This is a genomic window from Luteibacter sp. TLI7-4A, from assembly GCF_056754745.1.
Map to the genome: position 1 here is coordinate 53,182 of NZ_JBPGWO010000001.1, position 17,316 is coordinate 70,497.

A 17,316-nucleotide genomic window follows, 5' to 3' on the forward strand; every position below is an offset into this window, starting at 1 on the left:
CAAGTCGAGAGGTGAGGTGATGGTTTGAAGTGGTTGCGTTGGACGGCCCTGCTCGTCGCCTTGCTGGCCGTCGCCGCGGGGCTTTCATACTGGTTCCTGCCGGCGAGCATCGCCGTGCCGTTCGCGGCGCGGCAGGTCCACGGCGTGGTGCTCGACGAACTCTCGGGCACGCTGTGGAATGGCCGCGCGGGGCGCGTGGCGATGGCCGACGGCCGCGAACTCGGCGTCGCCACCTGGCGTCTCGGGCGAGACGCGATCCTCGGACGCACGCACCTGGATATCCACCTTGACGGCGGCGCGGGGCGTTTCGACGGCCATCTGGAGAGCACCGGCCGCGACAACGCGACCTGGAGCGGGGTCGATTTCCGGATGGATGCCGGCGCCTTGGCCGGACCGGCCCTGCCGCCCGGACTGGTGCCGGCGGGGGTGGTGGAAGGGCGTATTCCACGCGCCGAACTCCAAGGCAACTGGCCGGTGGCCCTCGATGCCGACATCACCTGGCGTAAGGCCGCCGTGCGCACACCCGAGGGCTATGTCGTCCTCGGCGATATCGCGCTGCGGGCATCGAGCCAGGGCGGGGTGCTGCGCGCCGCGCTCGCCGACGACGGCGCGGGCTCGCTGGCGGTGAACGCGGCGCTGGCCGCTTCGCCGCTGGGCTGGCGCATGGAAGGCAAGCTGGTTCCCCGCATCGCCGACAGCGCGTTGTCGCATCTCATCGCACGTTTCGGCCCGGTGGGCCGCGACGGTTCCGTCAACCTCCAACGCAAGGCGGGGCTGGCGCCCTCGATCACACCATGACAGACATCCTCGACAAGGCGCTTGCCGCCGCGCGCGACGCCGCCGGAGCGGCCGCCGAGATCATCCAGCATTACTGGCGCGCCGGCGTGGACGTGATCGTGAAGGGCGACGACACGCCGGTCACCGTCGCGGACCGCGAAGCGGAAATGGCGATCCGCGCGATCCTCGCGAAAGCCCTGCCGGAAGCCGGTATCTATGGCGAGGAATACGGGGCGGACGACACCTCGCGGGAATACCTGTGGCTGGTGGATCCCCTGGACGGAACGAAGAGCTTCGTCCGTCGCACGCCGTTCTTCTCCACGCAGATCGCCCTGATGCATCGTGGCGAACTGGTGTTGGGTGTTTCCTCCGCTCCCGTATACGGCGAGCGCATGTGGGCCGTGCGCGGACGTGGCGCCTTCCTCGACGGAGATCCCGTGCGCGTGGCGTCGACGGCGACGATGCGCGAGGCATCGATCTCCACCGGCAACGTGAAGACCCTCACGATGGATGCCCGATGGGACGCGCTGGGCGCGATGATCCGCGACAGCAATCGCATCCGTGGCTATGGCGATTTCTGTCATTACCACCTGCTTGCCCGTGGTGGCCTCGACCTGGTGATCGAATCCGACCTGAACATCCTCGACATCGCCGCCCTGGCGGTGATCGTCCGCGAGGCCGGCGGCGTATTCACCGACCTGGATGGCGCCGCGCCCGGCCTGGACACGCGCAGCGTCCTGGCAGGCACGCCGGCCATCCACGCCGAGGCACTGGCGCGATTCACCGGCGCTACAATCGCCCGATGAACAAACGCCCGACGATCCTCGCGACGCGCGATGCGCCCGACAGTCCCCTCCGCCGTGCGGAAGAGGTCGACCTCGAGTTCTCCAATGGTGAAAGGCGGACGTACCAGCGCCTGAAGGGCAGCGGTTTCGGCGCCGTGCTGATCGTCGCGATGCGCGACCCGGAAACGGTACTGCTCGTGCGTGAATACGGCGTTGGCGTGGACCGCTACGAACTGGGCGTGCCGAAGGGCCGCCTGGATGGCGACGAGACGACGGAGCAGGGCGCGAATCGCGAACTGAAGGAGGAAGTCGGCTACGGCGCGCGCAAGCTGAAGATCCTCGGCACGCTGTCGTTGTCGCCCTCGTACATGACCCACCTCGCGCACGTCGTCCTCGCGGAAGACCTCTACCCCGAGCGCCTGCAAGGCGACGAGCCCGAGGAACTGGAAGTGGTGCCCTGGCGGATGGACAAGCTGCACGAGCTGCTCGCACGTGACGATGTGACCGAAGGCCGCTCGATCGCCGCGCTGTTCATGGCCCGCGAATACCTGGCCGGACGGTACCGTCCCGCATGAGCGTATCGCCGGCAGCATGGCTCGATCCGGTCTGCGCCATCGCGCGACAGGCCGCCGAGGCGATCCTCGCGGTGTATGCGCAGGATTTCGAAGTGATCAGCAAGGACGACGACTCACCCGTGACCGCCGCCGACCTCGCCGCCCAGCGCATCATCGCGGAAGGCCTGCATCGACTGGCTCCCGGTGTGCCGGTGATTTCCGAGGAGGCGCTCGCCGCGCCCTGGGCCGAGCGGCGTACCTGGCGGCGCTACTGGCTGGTCGACCCGCTCGATGGCACGCGCGAATTCGTGAAGCGCAATGGCGAGTTCACGGTGAACATCGCGCTCATCGAGGACCATCGCAGCGTGCTCGGCGTGGTGCTCGTCCCGGTGACGGGCGATCTGTACGCCGCCGCCCGCGGCGAGGGTGCCTGGCGGCAGTCCACGATCGACGGGCCGCGTGAACGCATATACACGCGCCGCGCCGACGGCCTGCTGAGGGTCACCGGCAGCCGCTCGCACGGAGGTGGCCGTAGCCTCGCGCTGCTCCATCGCCTCGGCGATCACGAGACCTTCGTGCTCGGTTCCTCGCTCAAGTTCTGCGTGATCGCGCGGGGTGACGCGGACATCTACCTGCGCCTGGGTGCCACGTCCGAATGGGACACCGCCGCGGCGCAATGCGTGCTCGAGGAAGCCGGTGGCGCCGTGCTCGACCTGGCGGGCCGCCCCTTTCGCTACAACACGCGCGATTCGCTCATCAATCCCGAATTCATCGCCTGTGGCGATACCTCGGTCGATTGGGCGGCGCGGCTGGTCGATCCGGAGGATGCCGCGTGACGCGCCCGGTGGACGACCTCATCGCCATCATGGCGCGCCTGCGCGATCCGGAGAACGGCTGTCCCTGGGACGTGAAGCAGAACTTCGCCACGATCGCGCCGTACACGATCGAGGAAGCCTACGAGGTCGCCGATGCGATCGACCGTGGGGACATGCACGACCTGCGTGACGAACTGGGCGATCTCCTGCTGCAGGTCGTGTTCCATGCACGCATGGCGGAAGAAGCGGGGCATTTCGCCTTCGGCGATGTCGTCGAGGCGATCTGCGACAAGATGCTGCGTCGTCATCCCCATGTCTTCGGCGACGTGACGCATGCCAGCGACCTTGCGCGCTCGCGCGACTGGGATCGCCTGAAGGCGGAGGAACGCGCGGCCAAGGGCGCCGACGACACCAGCGCGCTTGCCGGTATTTCACGTGGGTTGCCGGAATGGCAGCGCGCGGTGAAGTTGCAGAAGCGCGCGGCGAACGTCGGCTTCGACTGGCCGGACCATCGGCCGGTGCTCGACAAGATCGAGGAAGAGATCGAGGAAGTCCGCCACGAATTCGAGAACGGCGCCGACGAGGAACGCCTGGCCGATGAAATCGGCGACGTTCTGTTCGTGGCGGCGAACCTCGCGCGGCATGCGAAGGTCGACGTGTCGCGCGCGTTGCGTGGTGCGAACGCGAAGTTCGAGCGGCGCTTCCGCGCGATGGAGGCGCTTGCCGCGATGGAAGGGCGCGAACTGGCGTCCTATTCGTTGCAGGAGCAGGAGATGCTCTGGCGCCGGGTGAAGCGCGAGGCAGGCTGATCGCAAATCGCCGACAAGGTCGGCCCCCACCCAGGTAGTCGTGGCATGGCCAGCCCTATGGGAGCCGATGTATCGGCGATTCCGCGGCAAGCGCGTCAGGGTGAGGCAAGCAGCCTTTGTGGGAGCCAACCTTGTTGGCGATCCCGCGGCAGCGGGCCAGGGTGAGGCAAGCATCCATCGCCGCTGAAGCGGCTCCCACAATGGGGCGGCCCCACGGAGGTGCGGCAGAGGCCCCACAGAGGCGCAACAGATGCCCCAAGAAAACGGGGCCTTGCGGCCCCGTTTCCCTCACTTCACTTCGAAGCAGCCGACTTATCGGCCATTCGCTGCGCCATGTGCGCCTTGAACTGCTCCATTTCCTGGTGACGCTTCTGGTCCTGCGCGAGGTTCTCGTCGAGGCTCTTGCGCATCGTGGCGATGGCGGCGTCCGGATTCTGCGGCTGCATCTGCGCACGTGCCAGGTGGCGGTACACGTAATCGCGGACCATCGGGTTCTGCGACTTGGCCAGCACATCGTTGTAGAGCGCCGGCAGTTCCTTGCTGCGGCCGGACACGATGTACAGGCGTTCGAGCGCGCGAAGGTCGCCGATGACGCCGGAGCGGGCCATGCCGCCACCGTGACGGCCCCAGCCGCCATGCTCGCCGCGACCATGGCCACGGTCGCCATCGCGGTCCCACTTCGGGCCCTGCTGGGGGTCGGCCGGCTGGCTGGCGTGGGCCGCCGGGGCGGGCGGCGTCTTGGGGGTGGCATCCTGCGCGAACGCGAAGGCGGCCGAACCGGCAAGGAAAAGGGAAGCGGCACTGGCGAGAAGGGTCTTGCGTTGCATAGGGTGATCTCCCGGTTGGACTTGCACGGGGGAAAACGTGCCGCCTCGCCGGCGGTTGACGGGCTTGTTGCCAACCGCTCAGATTCGTGTGAAATCGCGGTTACAACCTTTTGCGCGTGGCTGGCATCCATCACCGGCACACCGCATCCACCGGAGGGGATTTCCATGCGTCACCTGCTTCTCGCCTCGCTGTTGCTGGTACCGGCCATCGCCATGGCCGACGACCAGTGCAAGTTCCACGCGGATCGCAACCTCGATCTCGATCTTTCCGGCGTCCGCGCCGTCCGCTTCTCCGTCCATGCCTACGAACTGCACCTTTCCGGCGGCGCGCCCGCAGGCAAGGGAACGGTGCGCGGCAAGGCCTGCGCCTCCGATCAGGAAACCGTCGACAACCTCGTCGTCACGCAGGAACGCGACGGCGACACGCTCCTGGTCGAACTGAAGAACAACCGCAACAGTGGCTGGTCCGGTTTCGGCAGTCACTACAGCGACCTGAAGGTCGAGGCCAGCGTGCCGTCGACCATCCCGGTCATGGTCAACGTGGGCTCGGGCGAAGCGAAGGTGCGCGGCGTCGCGTCACTGGACAGTTCGTCGGGCTCGGGTGAACTGGAAGCGAGCGACATCAAGGGGTCGGTACGGACCACGGTGGGCTCCGGCGAGGTGAAGCTCGACGGCACCGGCCCCGTGGAAGTCGACACGGTGGGCTCCGGCGATTTCGAGGCGAAGCACGTGAACGGTGGCGTCCGCATCGGCACGGTCGGCTCGGGCGACGCGAAGCTCAGTGACATCGGCGGCAACGTGGAAGTCGGGACCATCGGTTCGGGCGACCTCAACGTCGACGGCGTTCGTGGCGACCTCCGGGTTCGCACGCAAGGCAGCGGCGATGTCGACCACCATGGTGTCACCGGCCGCGTCGACGTTCCGGACAAGAATCGCTGACCCACGCCGGAAGCCGATATGATCCCGTCCTCGGCGGCGGGATCCTTCCTTCATGATGTGGCTACCTCCTTCGTTGCGCGCGCTGCGCCGCGATGTCTTCTTCCTCGTATTGCTGGCCGTGTCGATCGCCCTCGCGATCGCACGGCCTTCACGCGTCGCCGCCTGGCCCTCCCTGGTCGACTGGCCCACCATAGCCGCGCTCACGGGCCTGTTGATCCTTACCAAGGGCGTGGAATCCAGCGGCGCCCTCGACATGGCGGGACGCTGGCTGATCGATCGCACCTCGACGCGGCGCGTGGCGGCGCTCGGCCTCGTCGCGGCCACGGCCGTGCTGTCGATGATCCTGACCAACGACGTGTCGCTCTTCGTGATGGTGCCCTTGACCCTGAGCATGTGCCGGATCGCACGCATGCCGGCGACGCGCCTAGTGGTGTTCGAAGCCCTGGCGGTGAATGCGGGCTCGATGCTCACGCCGATCGGCAATCCGCAGAACCTGTTCCTCTGGCAGCAATGGAACAACGGATTCGGTGGCTTCGTCTGGGAGATGCTGCCGCTCGTCGCGATCGCCCTGGCCTTGTTGCTCGCACTGACGGCGCTTGCGTTTCCCGCCATGCCCCTGGAAGTGCATGAGCGTGGTGGGGAGCCCGTCGATCGCATGATGCTCGGCGTGGCGGCGTTGCTCTACGTGCCCTTCATCGTACTGGCCGACCTGCAATATGTGGGCTGGGGGTTGCTCGGCGTCGTGGTGGTCTTCCTCGCGTTGCGCCGGCGTGTCGTCGCCAGCATCGACTGGGGGCTGTTGCTGACCTTCGTGCTCATGTTCATCGACCTGCGCATGCTGGCGGGGCTCGACGGGGTCCGTTCGTTCGTGGCGGGTTTGGGCCTGGAGCACGCGCCACACCTGTACCTCACCGGCGCGCTCGCTTCACAGGTGGTCAGCAACGTGCCCGCGGCGATCCTCCTGGCGGAGTATTCGCACGACTGGCGCACGATCGCCTTCGGCGTGAACGTGGGCGGATTCGGTTTCGTCCTGGGCTCGCTGGCGAACCTGATCGCGCTGCGGCTGCTCGGCGAGCGCAAGGCGTGGGCGAGCTTCCACGTGTGGTCCGTGCCGTTCTTCGTGGTGATCGGACTATTGGGCTGGGCCCTGCTCTAGCGGCAAGCTTTCGCCTGGTGGGGCCGCCTCTGGTGGAGCCGACCTTGGTGGGAGCCGACCCTGTCGGCGATGGGTGCTCGCCGCACCCTGGCCCGCTGCCGCGGGATCGCCGACAAGGTCGGCTCCCGCCAGGTCTATTCCTAACCGGTCTACCCGATGCTCTTGTGGGAGCCGCTTCAGCGGCGATGGGTGCTTGCTTCAGCCTGGCCCGCTGCCGCGGGATCGCCGACAAGGTCGGCTCCCACAAGGGCTGGTCATCCTACAAGGGTTACTCATCCCATCAGGGCTGGTCATCCCCATCAGGGCTGGTCATCCCCACCAGGGCTGGTTATCCACCGGGGCTGGTTATCAGGCTTTGCGGGTGCCTTGGGCGCCGGTGTTGCTGTTGCCGCGGTCGAAGGCCTTGATGAAATCGCGGACATCCGGATAGACCACGTCGCGCCAGCGGCGGCCGCTGAAGATGCCGTAGTGGCCGGCGCCCTCGATCGTGATGTGCTTGCGGCGTTTCTTCGCGATGCCCTTGCACAGGCCGTGCGCCGCTTCGGTCTGGCCAAGGCCGGAGATGTCGTCGAGCTCGCCTTCGATGGTGAGCAGTGCGGTGTCCTTGATCTTCGCCGGTTGCACCAGCTCGCCGTGCACTTCCCAGGTGCCCTTGGGCAGGCGGTGTTCCTGGAACACCGTCTCGATCGTGTCGAGGTAGTACTCGGCCGGCATGTCGAGCACGGCGTTGTATTCGTCGTAGAACTTGCGGTGCTGGTCGGCGTCGTCGAGATCGCCCTTGCGCAGGTTCTCGTAGAAGTCCCAGTGCGACATCACGTGGCGGCTCGGATTCATCGCGATGAATCCCGCGTGCTGCAGGAAGCCCGGATAGACTTCGCGGCCCGCGCCCGGGTACTGATAGGGCACCTTGTGGATCAGCTGGTTGCGGAACCACGACAGCGGACGCGTGGTGGCCAGGTTGTCGACGCTGGTGGGGCTCTTGCGCGTGTCGATCGGACCGCCCATGAGGGTGAGCGTGGCCGGCGTGGCCTCGCCACGGGCGGCCATCAGCGATACCGCCGCGAGCACCGGCACCGTGGGCTGGCAGACCGAGACCACGTGCGCGCGATGCACGCCGACGTGGCGGATGAATTCCTCGATGTACGACACGTAGTCGGCCAGCGAGAACGAGCCCTGGTCGAGCGGGATCATGCGCGCGTCGACCCAGTCGGTGATGTACACCTTGTGATCGCGCAGCAGCGTGCGGACGGTGTCTCGCAGCAGCGTGGAGTGATGTCCGGACAGCGGCGCGACGACCAGCACGGCCGGGTCGTTCTTCATCTTGTCGACGGTGGCCTGGTCGTCGGAGAAGCGCTTGAACCGCTTGAGGGTACAGAACGGCTTGGCCATGGCGACCTGTTCGACGATGGCGACGTCGTGGCCGTGGGCGTGCACGCTGTGGATATCGAATTCAGGCTTTTCGTAGGCCTTGCCCAGCCGGTACATGAGTTCGTAACCGGCGGCGGCGCGTTCCGCGCCCGGCACCCGGGCGAACGGGCTGGCGATGTCGCCGAACATCTTCGCGCCCGCCTCGGCCCAGTAGGAGAGCGGGCTGAGCATCGAGCGTTGCCATTCGTGCATGAGATAGAGCATGCAGCTTGCGTCCGGGGCGGGAAAGGTGGCGCATCATAACCAGTTGCGCCGCGCCATGTGTAAAGCCCCTGTTTTTACTCGATTTAAGTGGCGGCCTTGCGGCAGACCAGCAGGACTTCGTCCACTCCGGGCCCTGGTTCGAAGCCGGTCGTGAAGGCCAACGGCTTCTGGAAACGCACGCCCAGCGGCATGAACACCCGGTTGTACCACCACATGGCGCGGGCGCGCTGGTGGGTCAGGAACCACTGCCCGAGGTCGAGCAGCTTCGACGATTTCGGCTGCATGCCGTAGACGGCGCTGCGTTCGATGGTGAATCCATGCCGGTCCAGCAAGGCCCGGATCGCCTCGGGCTCGTAGCGGCGGTAGTGGCCCACGAAGTCGTCGAAGGCGGTCCATGCGTCCGGGTGCAGGGGCACCGAGATCAGCAGGCGGGCGCCCGGTTCGGCCACGCGGGCCAGTTCGCCCAGGGCCCCTTCGTCGTCCACCACGTGCTCGAGGATGTCGAAGGCGCAGACGAAGTCGAAGCTGGCGTCGCGGAAGGGCAGGGCGCCGATCATGGCGTTGGCCACGCGCGCGCCGTGCCGGCCGAGCTCCGCCAGCGCCGGTCGGCTGAGGTCGACGAACTGGGTGTCCGCCAGTGGCAGGCGGGGACGCAGGCCCGGCGCCACTTCGAGCCGTCGCGCGGTCTGCGCGGCCAGTTCGGCGACCAGGGGCCAGGTATTGAACTGCTCCGGCGAGAACAGCTTCGCGTCCGTCCACAAGGCGTCGTAGAAGCGCTTGTTGCTGCCGATCAGGTCGGCGTCGGTCCGCTGGGCCGGAGGGCCCGAGGTAAACGATGCGATGGTCATGCGGTACCTCGGGGCGGTGGAAGACAAGGACTAGCGCAGTCGCGCCAGTTCGCGCAGCAGGGGCAATCGGCGTACCCGCACGGCGGTGGCGCGGAAGACGGCGTTCGCGAGGGCCGGCGCCGCCGAGGGTACGCCGATCACGCTGGCGCCGGCCGGATCGACGGTGGACGGCACGATCACCGTCTCCACCTCGTAGGGCATCGGTTGCGTCGCGGCGATCGGGTAGTCGCGGAAGCCGGTCTGCTGCATCTTACCGTCCTTCACCGTGATGGCGAGGTTGAGGGCGGTGGACAGCGCATCCAGCGTGGCCCCCTGCAACTGGGCTTCCAGGCCGAGGGGATTGATCGCGCGGCCGACGTCGGCGACGCAGACCACGCGGTGGATGTCGATGCCATCGGTGGTCGGCGCCACTTCGATGGCGTGGGCCACGTAGGCGCCGAAGACATAGGCGCAGGCGATGCCGAGGCCATTCTCGCTGCGCAGCCAACGGCTCCAGTCGAGCTTGTCGGCGGCGAGCTTCAGCACGTTCGCCATGCGCGCGGTGTCGATGGGGCCGCCACGGCCGTTGTACGGCAACTGGCGCGCCTCGCCGAGCAGGGCGAGACGGAAGTCGAGCGGATTGGCCTTCACCGCGTGCGCGAGTTCGTCGATGAAGCTTTCACTGGCGAAGGTCGGCGTGACGTGCGGCGAGCCCCGCCACTCGCCGCGGGCCAGCGTCGATTCCAGCGGGTACCAGTCACTGCGGAAATTGGGAACGAGTCCCGCGGGCAGGGCGTCGGCGACCAGTTCCGATTGCCAGAGCCGATTGTCCGGCGTGGCCCGTCCCGCCAGCGCGGACGGGCTCGCCATGCGCTGGTGCCAGCCGACGATGTTCTTCTTGCGATCCAGCGACGCGTTGAGGCGGTGTACCGCCAGCGGACGGTAATAGTCGCGCGCCAGGTCGTCGTCGCGGGTCCAGAGCAGCTTGACCGGCCGGTTGCGGATCTCGTCGGGTTTCTTGGCCAGGGCGACCGCCATCGCCTCGGCGATGTAGTCCTGCTCCAGCCGGCGGCCGAAACCGCCACCGCCACGCGGCACCTGGATGTCGATCTGCTCGGGACGGAACCCGGTCATGCGTTGCACGACCGTGTACGCCTGGCGTGGCGACTGCGTGGCGGCGATCACCGTCACGCTGGTGTCCGGGTCGAGGCGGACGACGCAATTGGGGGTTTCCGCCGTGGCATGCGCGACCCAGGGCTGGAAATACGTGGCTTCGAGCGCGCGCGCGGCCTTCTTGCGCGCGGCGGCGATATCTCCGTCGTTGCGCACGGTGGTCGGCGCGGCGGCATCGTCCCCGAACAGGTCGAGCGCCTTCTGCTCGAGCATGGTGCTCGACTGTTCGGTGGTGCCTCCGGGTTTCCAGGTCGCCTTCAACGCGGCGCGACCGGACAAGGCCGACCAGGTGTCGCGCGCGAGCACCGCCAGGGCGGGTGCCTGCGCGGCGAGGCCGGGCTGCTGGCCTTGCTCGGGTGTGATCTCGATGACGTCGAAGACGCCCTCGACCTTCTTCGCCGCGTCGCGATCGGCCGTGTCGAGCGAGCCGCCGGGGTAGGGGCACCGCGCCAGCACGACGATCACGGGATCGCCGATGCTTTCATCGAAGGCATAGCGCAGCGTGCCGGTGACGACGGCGCGCGCGTCGATGTCCCCGGCGGGTTGGCCGATCAGGTGGTAACGCTCGGCCTGCTTCACCGGCGGGGGTGTCGACGGCGCGTCGATGCCGGCCGCGGCCGAGGCCAGGTCGGCATAGGAAATCCGCCGTCCGTCGGCGGCGACGACCATGCCGCTTTCGCCACGAAGCTGTTCCGCCGGGACGCCTAGGCGGCGCGCGGCCGCCTGCAGGAGTAGCCAGCGACCGAGCGCGCCGGCCTGGCGCAGGTCGGCCCAGGCGGCGGGAATGCTGGTGGCGTCGCCGCTGCGCTGGCGGCCGTAGGTGAATTTCGGTTCGCCGTTGCCCTGGGTGACGCCGAGGCCGAGCGGCTCCACGATCACGCGCGACCAGTCGGCGTCGAGTTCCTCGGCGATGATCCGCGCCAGCGACGTGGCCGTGCCTTCGCCGTTGTCGGGATCGCGCACGCCGATGTAGATGCGGCCGTCGGCGGCGATGCGCAGGTAAGGGCCGACCTGGGCCCAGGCGTCGCCGAGCAGGCCGAGCGGCGGCGGGCGATCCAGGGCCTCCGCGGTGCCGACGCCGATGACCAGCGCCCCGGCGGTGCCGGCGGCGTACTTGAGGAACCGGCGGCGGGAAAGTCGGACCTCGCCACTCATGCCTTCGGGTCCTTCATCGCGCCGGCGGCGCGCTTGATCGCCTTGCGGATGCGCCCATAGCTGCCGCAACGGCAGAGGTTGCCGATCTTGTCGATATCCGCGTCGGAGGGATTCTTCTGCCGCGAGAGCAGGTCCACCGCGGCCATGATCTGGCCGGGCTGGCAGAACCCGCACATGATGGCGTCCTCGTCGATCCAGGCCTGCTGCACGGGGTGCAGCGTGCCGTCAGCGGCGGACAGGCCCTCGACCGTGGTCACCCGCTTGCCGGACATCTTTTCCATCTTCGTCTGGCAGGAGGCCACGGCCTTGCCGTCGACGATGACCGTGCAGAAGCCGCAATCGCCCTGGTCGCAGCCATACTTCGCGCCGGTCAGGCGCAGCACGTCGCGCAGGTACCAGAGCAGGGGCATGGTCTTGTCGCCCGTGTGCCGGTAGCGCTTGTCGTTGACGATGAGGTCGATGCCTTCACGTACCGGCTTGGGCGCCGGCTGACGGGCGTCCTGCTTGGGCGGAACGGGTACGGGAGACGTCGGACCTTGCTGTGCCATCGGCTTTCCTCAACTGAACCGGGTCATTGTGGCATCCGTGCCATGGTTCAGCGAGCGACTTTACTGAACAGCCGTCGCCACACCGCGTAGACGGGCAGTCCCGACAGCACCACGAGGCAGACCACGCCGGCACTGAGTGGCTTGTCCCAGGCGTACGCCACGACCACGCCGATCACGGTGGCGAGGAAGACCAGCGGTAGCAAGGGATAGGCGGGCGTGGCGAACGCGGGCCGGCCCTGGGCATGCCGCCGGTACCAGAACAGCGTGGCGATGGTGACCGCGTAGGCGGCCCAGTCGCCGAACGCGGCGAAATCCAGCAGCTGCCCGTAGTTGGCGATCCAGACGAGCACGATGGCCCACGCCGAAAGCATCATCAGCGCGATGTTCGGAGTGCGATAGCGCGGGTGCAGCCTGGCCACGCTGGAGAAGAAAAGGCCGTCCTGGCCCATCACCTGGAGGACGCGGGCGCCGGCGACGAGGGTGATGTTGCAGAAACCGAGCGTGGAGATGGCGATGCCGATGGCGATCAGCTTCGCGCCGGCGGTGCCGAACACGCGGCTCATCACATCGGCTGCCGGTGCCTGGCTGGCCGCGAGCCCGTCGTGGCCGAGCACGGCGAGGTAGGCGTAGTTGGTCAGCACGTAGGCGGCGATCACCACCAGCATGCCCACGATCAACGCTCGCGGCAGCGTGCGCTGCGGATCGCGGACTTCGCCGGCGAGGTTGTTGAGGTAGCTGAAGCCGGAGAAGGCGAACAATACCGGCAGCAGGGCACCGGCGAGGCTGCCGGTCACCTGGGTCGGGCTCGCCTCCAGCGCCTGGGTGGTGCCGGCTCCCGCGAAAGCGACGCCGGTGACCACCAGCACGACGATGGCGGTGAGCTTCAGTATCGCGAAGACGTTCTGTACCTGGGCGCCGAAGCGGATGCCAAAGAGGTTGAGCCCCGTGACGAAGACGAGCGCGCCGATGGCGAGCGGTTTGATCAGGCCGGGCGAAAGGCCGAACACGGATGTGGCGTAGCTGCCGAAGATGGTCGCCACGGCCGCGCTGCTGCCGCTGTAGATCACCAGCAGCATGGTCCATCCGAACAGGAATCCGGCCAGCCGCCCGAAGGCCTCGCGCAGGTACACATAGCTGCCGCCCGCCTCCGGCCGCCGCGCGCCCAGTTCGGCGTAGCAGAGGCAGCCGATCAGGGTCAGCAGGCCACCGGCGACCCAGAGTCCCAGCAGCACCCAGCCGGAGCCGGTGCGCTGCGCGACGATGCCGGGATTGAGGAAGATGCCGCCACCGATGATCCCGCCCACGACGATGAGCGCGGCGTCCATGAGGGTGAGGCGGCGGGCGTAGCCGGGATTTTCCATGGATCGTCGTCGCCTGGGTAAAGCGCGCAGGATCGCCCGCGCGGCACGGCTCCCGCAAGCCCGCGCGCCGCCCGTCGGCTAGAACATGTGACGGAAAAGATCGGCCAGGGCCCGGCTGAAGGTGGCCGAGGCGATCACGATCGCCACCGTCGTGGCCCAGACCACGATCAGCAGCACGCCGTCGCGTTCCACCAGCGCGAAGGCGAAGGCGATCAGCATGCCGCCGAATACGTAGTTGGTGAACGGAATCGGCAAGGCCAGCAGGATGCCGATGAGGATCATGATGGCGCCGGAGACGAAGGTGAACGGGCGCTGCGTGAGGCGTTGCAGGCGCGGCTGGCAGATTTTTTCCAGCCGGCGCGTCATGGGCGCGATGCGGTCGAGGAAACGCAGCAGGCCCTCGCGCGACATCGTGCGCCGACGAAGGAAGCCCGGAATCCACGGATGTTCCAGCCCGATCAGCATTTCCAGGCCGAGCGCGACCACGAGCACGCCCATGATGCCGCCGATGCCCAGCGGCACCGGGATGAAATTCGGTATCGCGAGCAAGAGCAGGAGGAAGCCGAAGGCGCGGCGCCTGAGGGGCTCGAGCAATTGCTCGATGGTGATCCGTTCGCCCGGGGTGGACATGAGCGCCGCCCTCAGCAGGGCGGCGGTCTTGTCTTCGCGCGGTTCGGTCGGGGTCATGCAACGACTGTCGCGGTCGGCGCTTGAACCGCCGCTTTACGTTACCGCGCCTTCGTCATTCGCCTGCAACGGGCTCCTCGGCACCCACCGTGCTGACCAGCACCTTGTCGATGCGGGCACCGTCCATGTCGACCACTTCGAAGCGGTTGCCCTGCCAGGTGAAGGATTCGCCAGCCTGGGGGATGTGGCCGAACTGCGTGGTGATCATGCCGGCCACCGTGCGGAAGTCGTGTTCTTCCTCGTTGGGCAGGCGGTCCAGCTGGAGCAGTTCGCGCAGGTCGTCGGCGGGCAGCGAGCCGTCGAGCAGCCAGCTGCCATCGTCGCGGCGCACGATGGGCCCCGCCTGCCCGGCGTCGTCGGCCGCGGGGGCGGTGGCGCCGACCACGGCGGTGAGCAGGTCGTTCAAGGTGACCAGGCCTTCGATGTCGCCGTATTCGTCCACCGCCAGCGCGAGCTGGGTGTCGGCGTCGCGGAAGGCTTCGAGCAGGTCGAGGGCGCGGGCGGTGGCCGGTACGAACAGCGGTCGGGCGACGCGGGCGAAGAGATCGACCTGGCCGCGTTCGAGTGAGCCGATGAGCGACTTCACCTCGACCGTGCCGACCACTTCGCTTTCGTCACGACGGTAGACGGGGTAGCGCGAGAACTGCGTCTCCCGCAGTACCTCCAGGTTGTCCTCTCGCGAGGCCGCGACATCCAGCCAGGCGATCTTCATGCGCGGGGTCATCACCGAGTCCACCGTGCGGTCACCCAGGCGCAGCACGCGGTTCACCATGTTGCGCTCGTCGCTGTCGAGGATGCCTTGCTCGGCGCTTTCCGCCACGAGCAGGCGGATTTCCTCTTCCGTGGCGGCGCTGGCGCTGGTCCGGTGCAGGCGGAGCACGCGGAGGATGCCGGTGGACAGATGGTTGAGCAGCCAGACCATCGGCAGGGTGATGCGCGAAATCACCAGCATCGGCATGGCGATCTGGCAGGCGATGCGCTCGGGGGCGGAGAGGGCCGCGCGCTTGGGCACGAGTTCGCCGATGACGATCTGGACCAGGGACATCAGCAGGAAACCGAGCAGCCAGCCGACCACGCGCACGTACGGTTCCAGCCAGAGCGGGCCGCCGCCGTGCAGCAGTTCGGCGAACTTCTCGCCCAGGCTGTCGCCGGCCACGGCACCCGTGACCAGGATGATCAGGGTCATGCCGACCTGGACCGTGGAGAGGAAGCGCTCCGGCGATTCGGCCAGCTGCAGGGCCACCCGGGCGCGCCGGCTGTCCCTGGCCAGTTGCTTGAGCCGGCTCTTGCGCGACGCGACGACGGACATCTCGGACAGGGCGAAGAAGCCGTTGCCGAGGGACAGGACGAGGACCAGCAGGAGTTCGGAGAGCATCGGGGGCTTATATAGCAGATGGGCCGTGCCGGGTCGTGGAGGTTCGTCGGCGAAAGCCCACGGCACCGCCAGGCCCAGTCCGGTAACATTAGCGTCATAAATCCCCAAGGTTCCCCAGGCGACGCCATGTTTTCACTCCAGACGATCTTCGGTAAGGGCGACAAGTTCTATGGGCTGCTCGAAGCCAGTGCGGAGGCCGCGCGGGAAAGCGCCCGGGCCATGCACGAGCTGGTCACCCAGACCGACCGTACCCCGGTGATGGCCGCCTTCAGCACCGCGCGGGCCCGCGAGAAGGCCTTGCACGGCCAGATCGGCGAGGAACTGGTGAACACCTTCGTCACCGCCTTGGATCGCGAGGACATCGAGGCCCTGAACTCGGCGCTGTACAAGATCCCCAAGACCATCGAGAAGTTCGCCGAACGCTACGTGATCGTCGCCGAGCGCCTGCAGGGCATCGATTTCAGCCAGCGTGCGGCGCTGCTGGAGCGATCCGCCGACGTGGTGGTGGCGATGATCGGCCAGCTCCGCCACGGCCTGAAGATCGACCCGGTGAAGAAGCTCCGCGACCAGCTCCAGGCGCTGGAGTCCGAGGCCGACCGCCTGCTGCTCGACCCCTATCGCACCCTCTACGCCGAAGCTTCCGATCCGCTCCGGGCCATCCTCGCCAAGGACCTCTTCGAACTGGTCGAGAAGGCCGTCGACAAGTGCCGGGACGTCGGCAACGTCGTGTATTCGATCGTGCTCAAGAACTCCTGACGGCGGGCGGCCCATGAGCATGGTCATCGCGGTCGTCCTGATCGCCCTCGCGTTCACCTATATCAACGGCTTCCACGACACGGCGAATTCTATCGCCACCGTGGTCGCGACCAAGGTACTCACGCCAGGCCAGGCGGTCCTGCTGGCCGCCGTCACCAACCTGGCGGGCGCCCTCTGGGGCACGGCGGTGGCGGCGACGATCGCCTCGGGCCTGATCGACACGGGCGTGGTCGAGGTCGGTTCGCACCTGCTGATCAGCGCGTTGCTCGGCGCCACCATCTGGAACCTGATCACCTGGTGGCTGGGCCTGCCTTCCAGTTCCAGCCACGCCCTGGTCGGTGGCCTGTGCGGTGCCGCGCTGGCCGCTGCCGGCGATAACTTCCATTCGATCATCTGGTGGCAGGGTGGCGCGCACTGGTGGCTCGGCAAGGGCGTGGTGCCCAAGGTCATCGTGCCGATGATCGTCTCGCCCTTCCTCGGCTTCGTGATCGGATTCGCCATCATGGGGGGGCTCTATGCGTTGCTGGGCTTCCTCTCCAGCCGCAAGGGCCGGTTGCACCGCTTCGGCCGCACGCCCTTCGTGAACAGCTTCTTCGGCAAGGCGCAGATCGTCTCGGCCAGCGCCATGGGCTTGTCCCATGGCATGAACGACGCGCAGAAGAGCATGGGCATCATCGCCCTGGCCCTGGCTGGCGCGACGGCGGCCGGCCAGTTCGACCACCTGCCCGCGTTCTTGCATTTCCTGCGCATCCCGCACGACCCGGCCGCGGCCGGCGGCTTTCCGATTCCCGTCTGGGTGAAGGTGGTCTGCGCGCTGACCATGGCTGGGGGTACCGCCGGTGGCGGCTGGCGCATCATCAAGACGCTCGGCCACAAGATGGTGAAGCTGCATCCCATCAATGGTTTCGCCGCCGAAGGCAGCTCCGCGGCCGTGATCCTCACCGCCTCGATGCTCGGCGTCCCGGTGTCGACCACCCATAACGTCTCCGCGTCGATCATGGGCGTGGGCGCGGCCAAGCGCTTCAACGCCATCCGCTGGTCGGTGGTCGAGCGCATGGTCTGGGCATGGATCCTCACCCTGCCCATCACGGCAGGACTCGGCTACGGCCTGGTCAAGCTGGGCTACCTGCTGTTCTAAGG

At 67.6% G+C, this 17,316-nt stretch carries 17 protein-coding genes; 9 read left to right on the forward strand and 8 right to left on the reverse strand.

Features of this window, described 5'->3' with window-relative positions; all coding sequences use genetic code 11:
• Positions 1–24: 24 nt before the first annotated feature.
• The 5 genes from gspN to mazG are packed head-to-tail and all read left to right on the forward strand — an operon-like array spanning position 25 to position 3,740.
• Entirely contained in the window at positions 25–798 is a 774-nt protein-coding gene (gspN, locus tag ACR9Y6_RS00245; RefSeq protein WP_481279496.1) for a type II secretion system protein N, read from the forward strand.
• Positions 795–1,583, forward strand: a complete 789-nt coding sequence (locus ACR9Y6_RS00250; protein WP_481279497.1) for an inositol monophosphatase family protein — start codon at positions 795–797, stop codon at positions 1,581–1,583. Before gspN ends, ACR9Y6_RS00250 begins: the two co-directional genes overlap by 4 nt.
• Positions 1,580–2,137 carry an ADP compounds hydrolase NudE gene (nudE, locus tag ACR9Y6_RS00255; RefSeq protein ID WP_426285456.1) on the forward strand — a complete coding sequence of 186 codons (558 nt, stop codon included), beginning with the start codon at positions 1,580–1,582 and terminating at the stop codon, positions 2,135–2,137. The genes ACR9Y6_RS00250 and nudE overlap by 4 nt, the downstream gene beginning before the upstream one ends.
• Entirely contained in the window at positions 2,134–2,952 is an 819-nt protein-coding gene (gene cysQ, locus ACR9Y6_RS00260) for a 3'(2'),5'-bisphosphate nucleotidase CysQ (RefSeq protein ID WP_481279498.1), read from the forward strand. The genes nudE and cysQ overlap by 4 nt, the downstream gene beginning before the upstream one ends.
• Complete coding sequence (mazG, locus tag ACR9Y6_RS00265; protein ID WP_481279499.1) at positions 2,949–3,740, forward strand: nucleoside triphosphate pyrophosphohydrolase; 792 nt, start codon at positions 2,949–2,951, stop codon at positions 3,738–3,740. The genes cysQ and mazG overlap by 4 nt, the downstream gene beginning before the upstream one ends.
• Positions 3,741–4,033: 293 nt before the next feature.
• On the opposite strand, the gene ACR9Y6_RS00270 is transcribed toward mazG, so the two are convergent.
• Complete coding sequence (locus ACR9Y6_RS00270; protein WP_481279500.1) at positions 4,034–4,567, reverse strand: hypothetical protein; 534 nt, start codon at positions 4,565–4,567, stop codon at positions 4,034–4,036.
• Positions 4,568–4,732: 165 nt separating this feature from the next.
• Between ACR9Y6_RS00270 and ACR9Y6_RS00275 the strand changes: the two genes are divergently transcribed.
• Both ACR9Y6_RS00275 and ACR9Y6_RS00280 read left to right on the forward strand, forming a co-directional pair.
• On the forward strand, positions 4,733–5,506 hold the full coding sequence (locus tag ACR9Y6_RS00275; protein WP_481279501.1) for a DUF4097 family beta strand repeat-containing protein: 774 nt from the start codon (positions 4,733–4,735) through the stop codon (positions 5,504–5,506).
• Positions 5,507–5,558: 52 nt separating this feature from the next.
• Complete coding sequence (locus ACR9Y6_RS00280; protein ID WP_481279502.1) at positions 5,559–6,662, forward strand: SLC13 family permease; 1,104 nt, start codon at positions 5,559–5,561, stop codon at positions 6,660–6,662.
• A gap of 348 nt (positions 6,663–7,010) precedes the next feature.
• On the opposite strand, the gene ACR9Y6_RS00285 is transcribed toward ACR9Y6_RS00280, so the two are convergent.
• The 7 genes from ACR9Y6_RS00285 to ACR9Y6_RS00315 all read right to left on the reverse strand — a co-directional run bounded on the left by ACR9Y6_RS00285 (position 7,011) and on the right by ACR9Y6_RS00315 (position 15,420).
• Complete coding sequence (locus ACR9Y6_RS00285; protein WP_306849731.1) at positions 7,011–8,294, reverse strand: polyhydroxyalkanoate depolymerase; 1,284 nt, start codon at positions 8,292–8,294, stop codon at positions 7,011–7,013.
• An 83-nt stretch (positions 8,295–8,377) separates the two neighbouring features.
• The gene (locus ACR9Y6_RS00290) at positions 8,378–9,142 is read right to left on the reverse strand and encodes a class I SAM-dependent methyltransferase (RefSeq protein WP_481279503.1); all 765 of its coding nucleotides are present in this window, start codon (positions 9,140–9,142) and stop codon (positions 8,378–8,380) included.
• Between the two features lie 30 nt (positions 9,143–9,172).
• Positions 9,173–11,449, reverse strand: coding sequence for a xanthine dehydrogenase family protein molybdopterin-binding subunit (locus tag ACR9Y6_RS00295; protein ID WP_481279504.1), 2,277 nt, complete (start codon positions 11,447–11,449; stop codon positions 9,173–9,175).
• A complete protein-coding gene (locus ACR9Y6_RS00300) occupies positions 11,446–11,997 on the reverse strand; it encodes a (2Fe-2S)-binding protein (protein ID WP_306849734.1) in 552 nt (183 codons plus the stop codon). The genes ACR9Y6_RS00295 and ACR9Y6_RS00300 overlap by 4 nt, the downstream gene beginning before the upstream one ends.
• Positions 11,998–12,044: 47 nt before the next feature.
• Complete coding sequence (locus tag ACR9Y6_RS00305) at positions 12,045–13,358, reverse strand: APC family permease (RefSeq protein ID WP_481279505.1); 1,314 nt, start codon at positions 13,356–13,358, stop codon at positions 12,045–12,047.
• A 78-nt stretch (positions 13,359–13,436) separates the two neighbouring features.
• Positions 13,437–14,045 carry an exopolysaccharide biosynthesis protein gene (locus ACR9Y6_RS00310; protein WP_426285446.1) on the reverse strand — a complete coding sequence of 203 codons (609 nt, stop codon included), beginning with the start codon at positions 14,043–14,045 and terminating at the stop codon, positions 13,437–13,439.
• A 55-nt stretch (positions 14,046–14,100) separates the two neighbouring features.
• On the reverse strand, positions 14,101–15,420 hold the full coding sequence (locus tag ACR9Y6_RS00315; protein ID WP_481279506.1) for a hemolysin family protein: 1,320 nt from the start codon (positions 15,418–15,420) through the stop codon (positions 14,101–14,103).
• Positions 15,421–15,546: 126 nt separating this feature from the next.
• On the opposite strand from ACR9Y6_RS00315, the gene ACR9Y6_RS00320 reads away from it, so the two are divergent.
• Positions 15,547–16,176, forward strand: coding sequence for a DUF47 domain-containing protein (locus ACR9Y6_RS00320; protein ID WP_306849739.1), 630 nt, complete (start codon positions 15,547–15,549; stop codon positions 16,174–16,176).
• Positions 16,177–16,189: 13 nt separating this feature from the next.
• Positions 16,190–17,314, forward strand: coding sequence for an inorganic phosphate transporter (locus ACR9Y6_RS00325; protein ID WP_481279507.1), 1,125 nt, complete (start codon positions 16,190–16,192; stop codon positions 17,312–17,314).
• Positions 17,315–17,316: the final 2 nt, after the last annotated feature.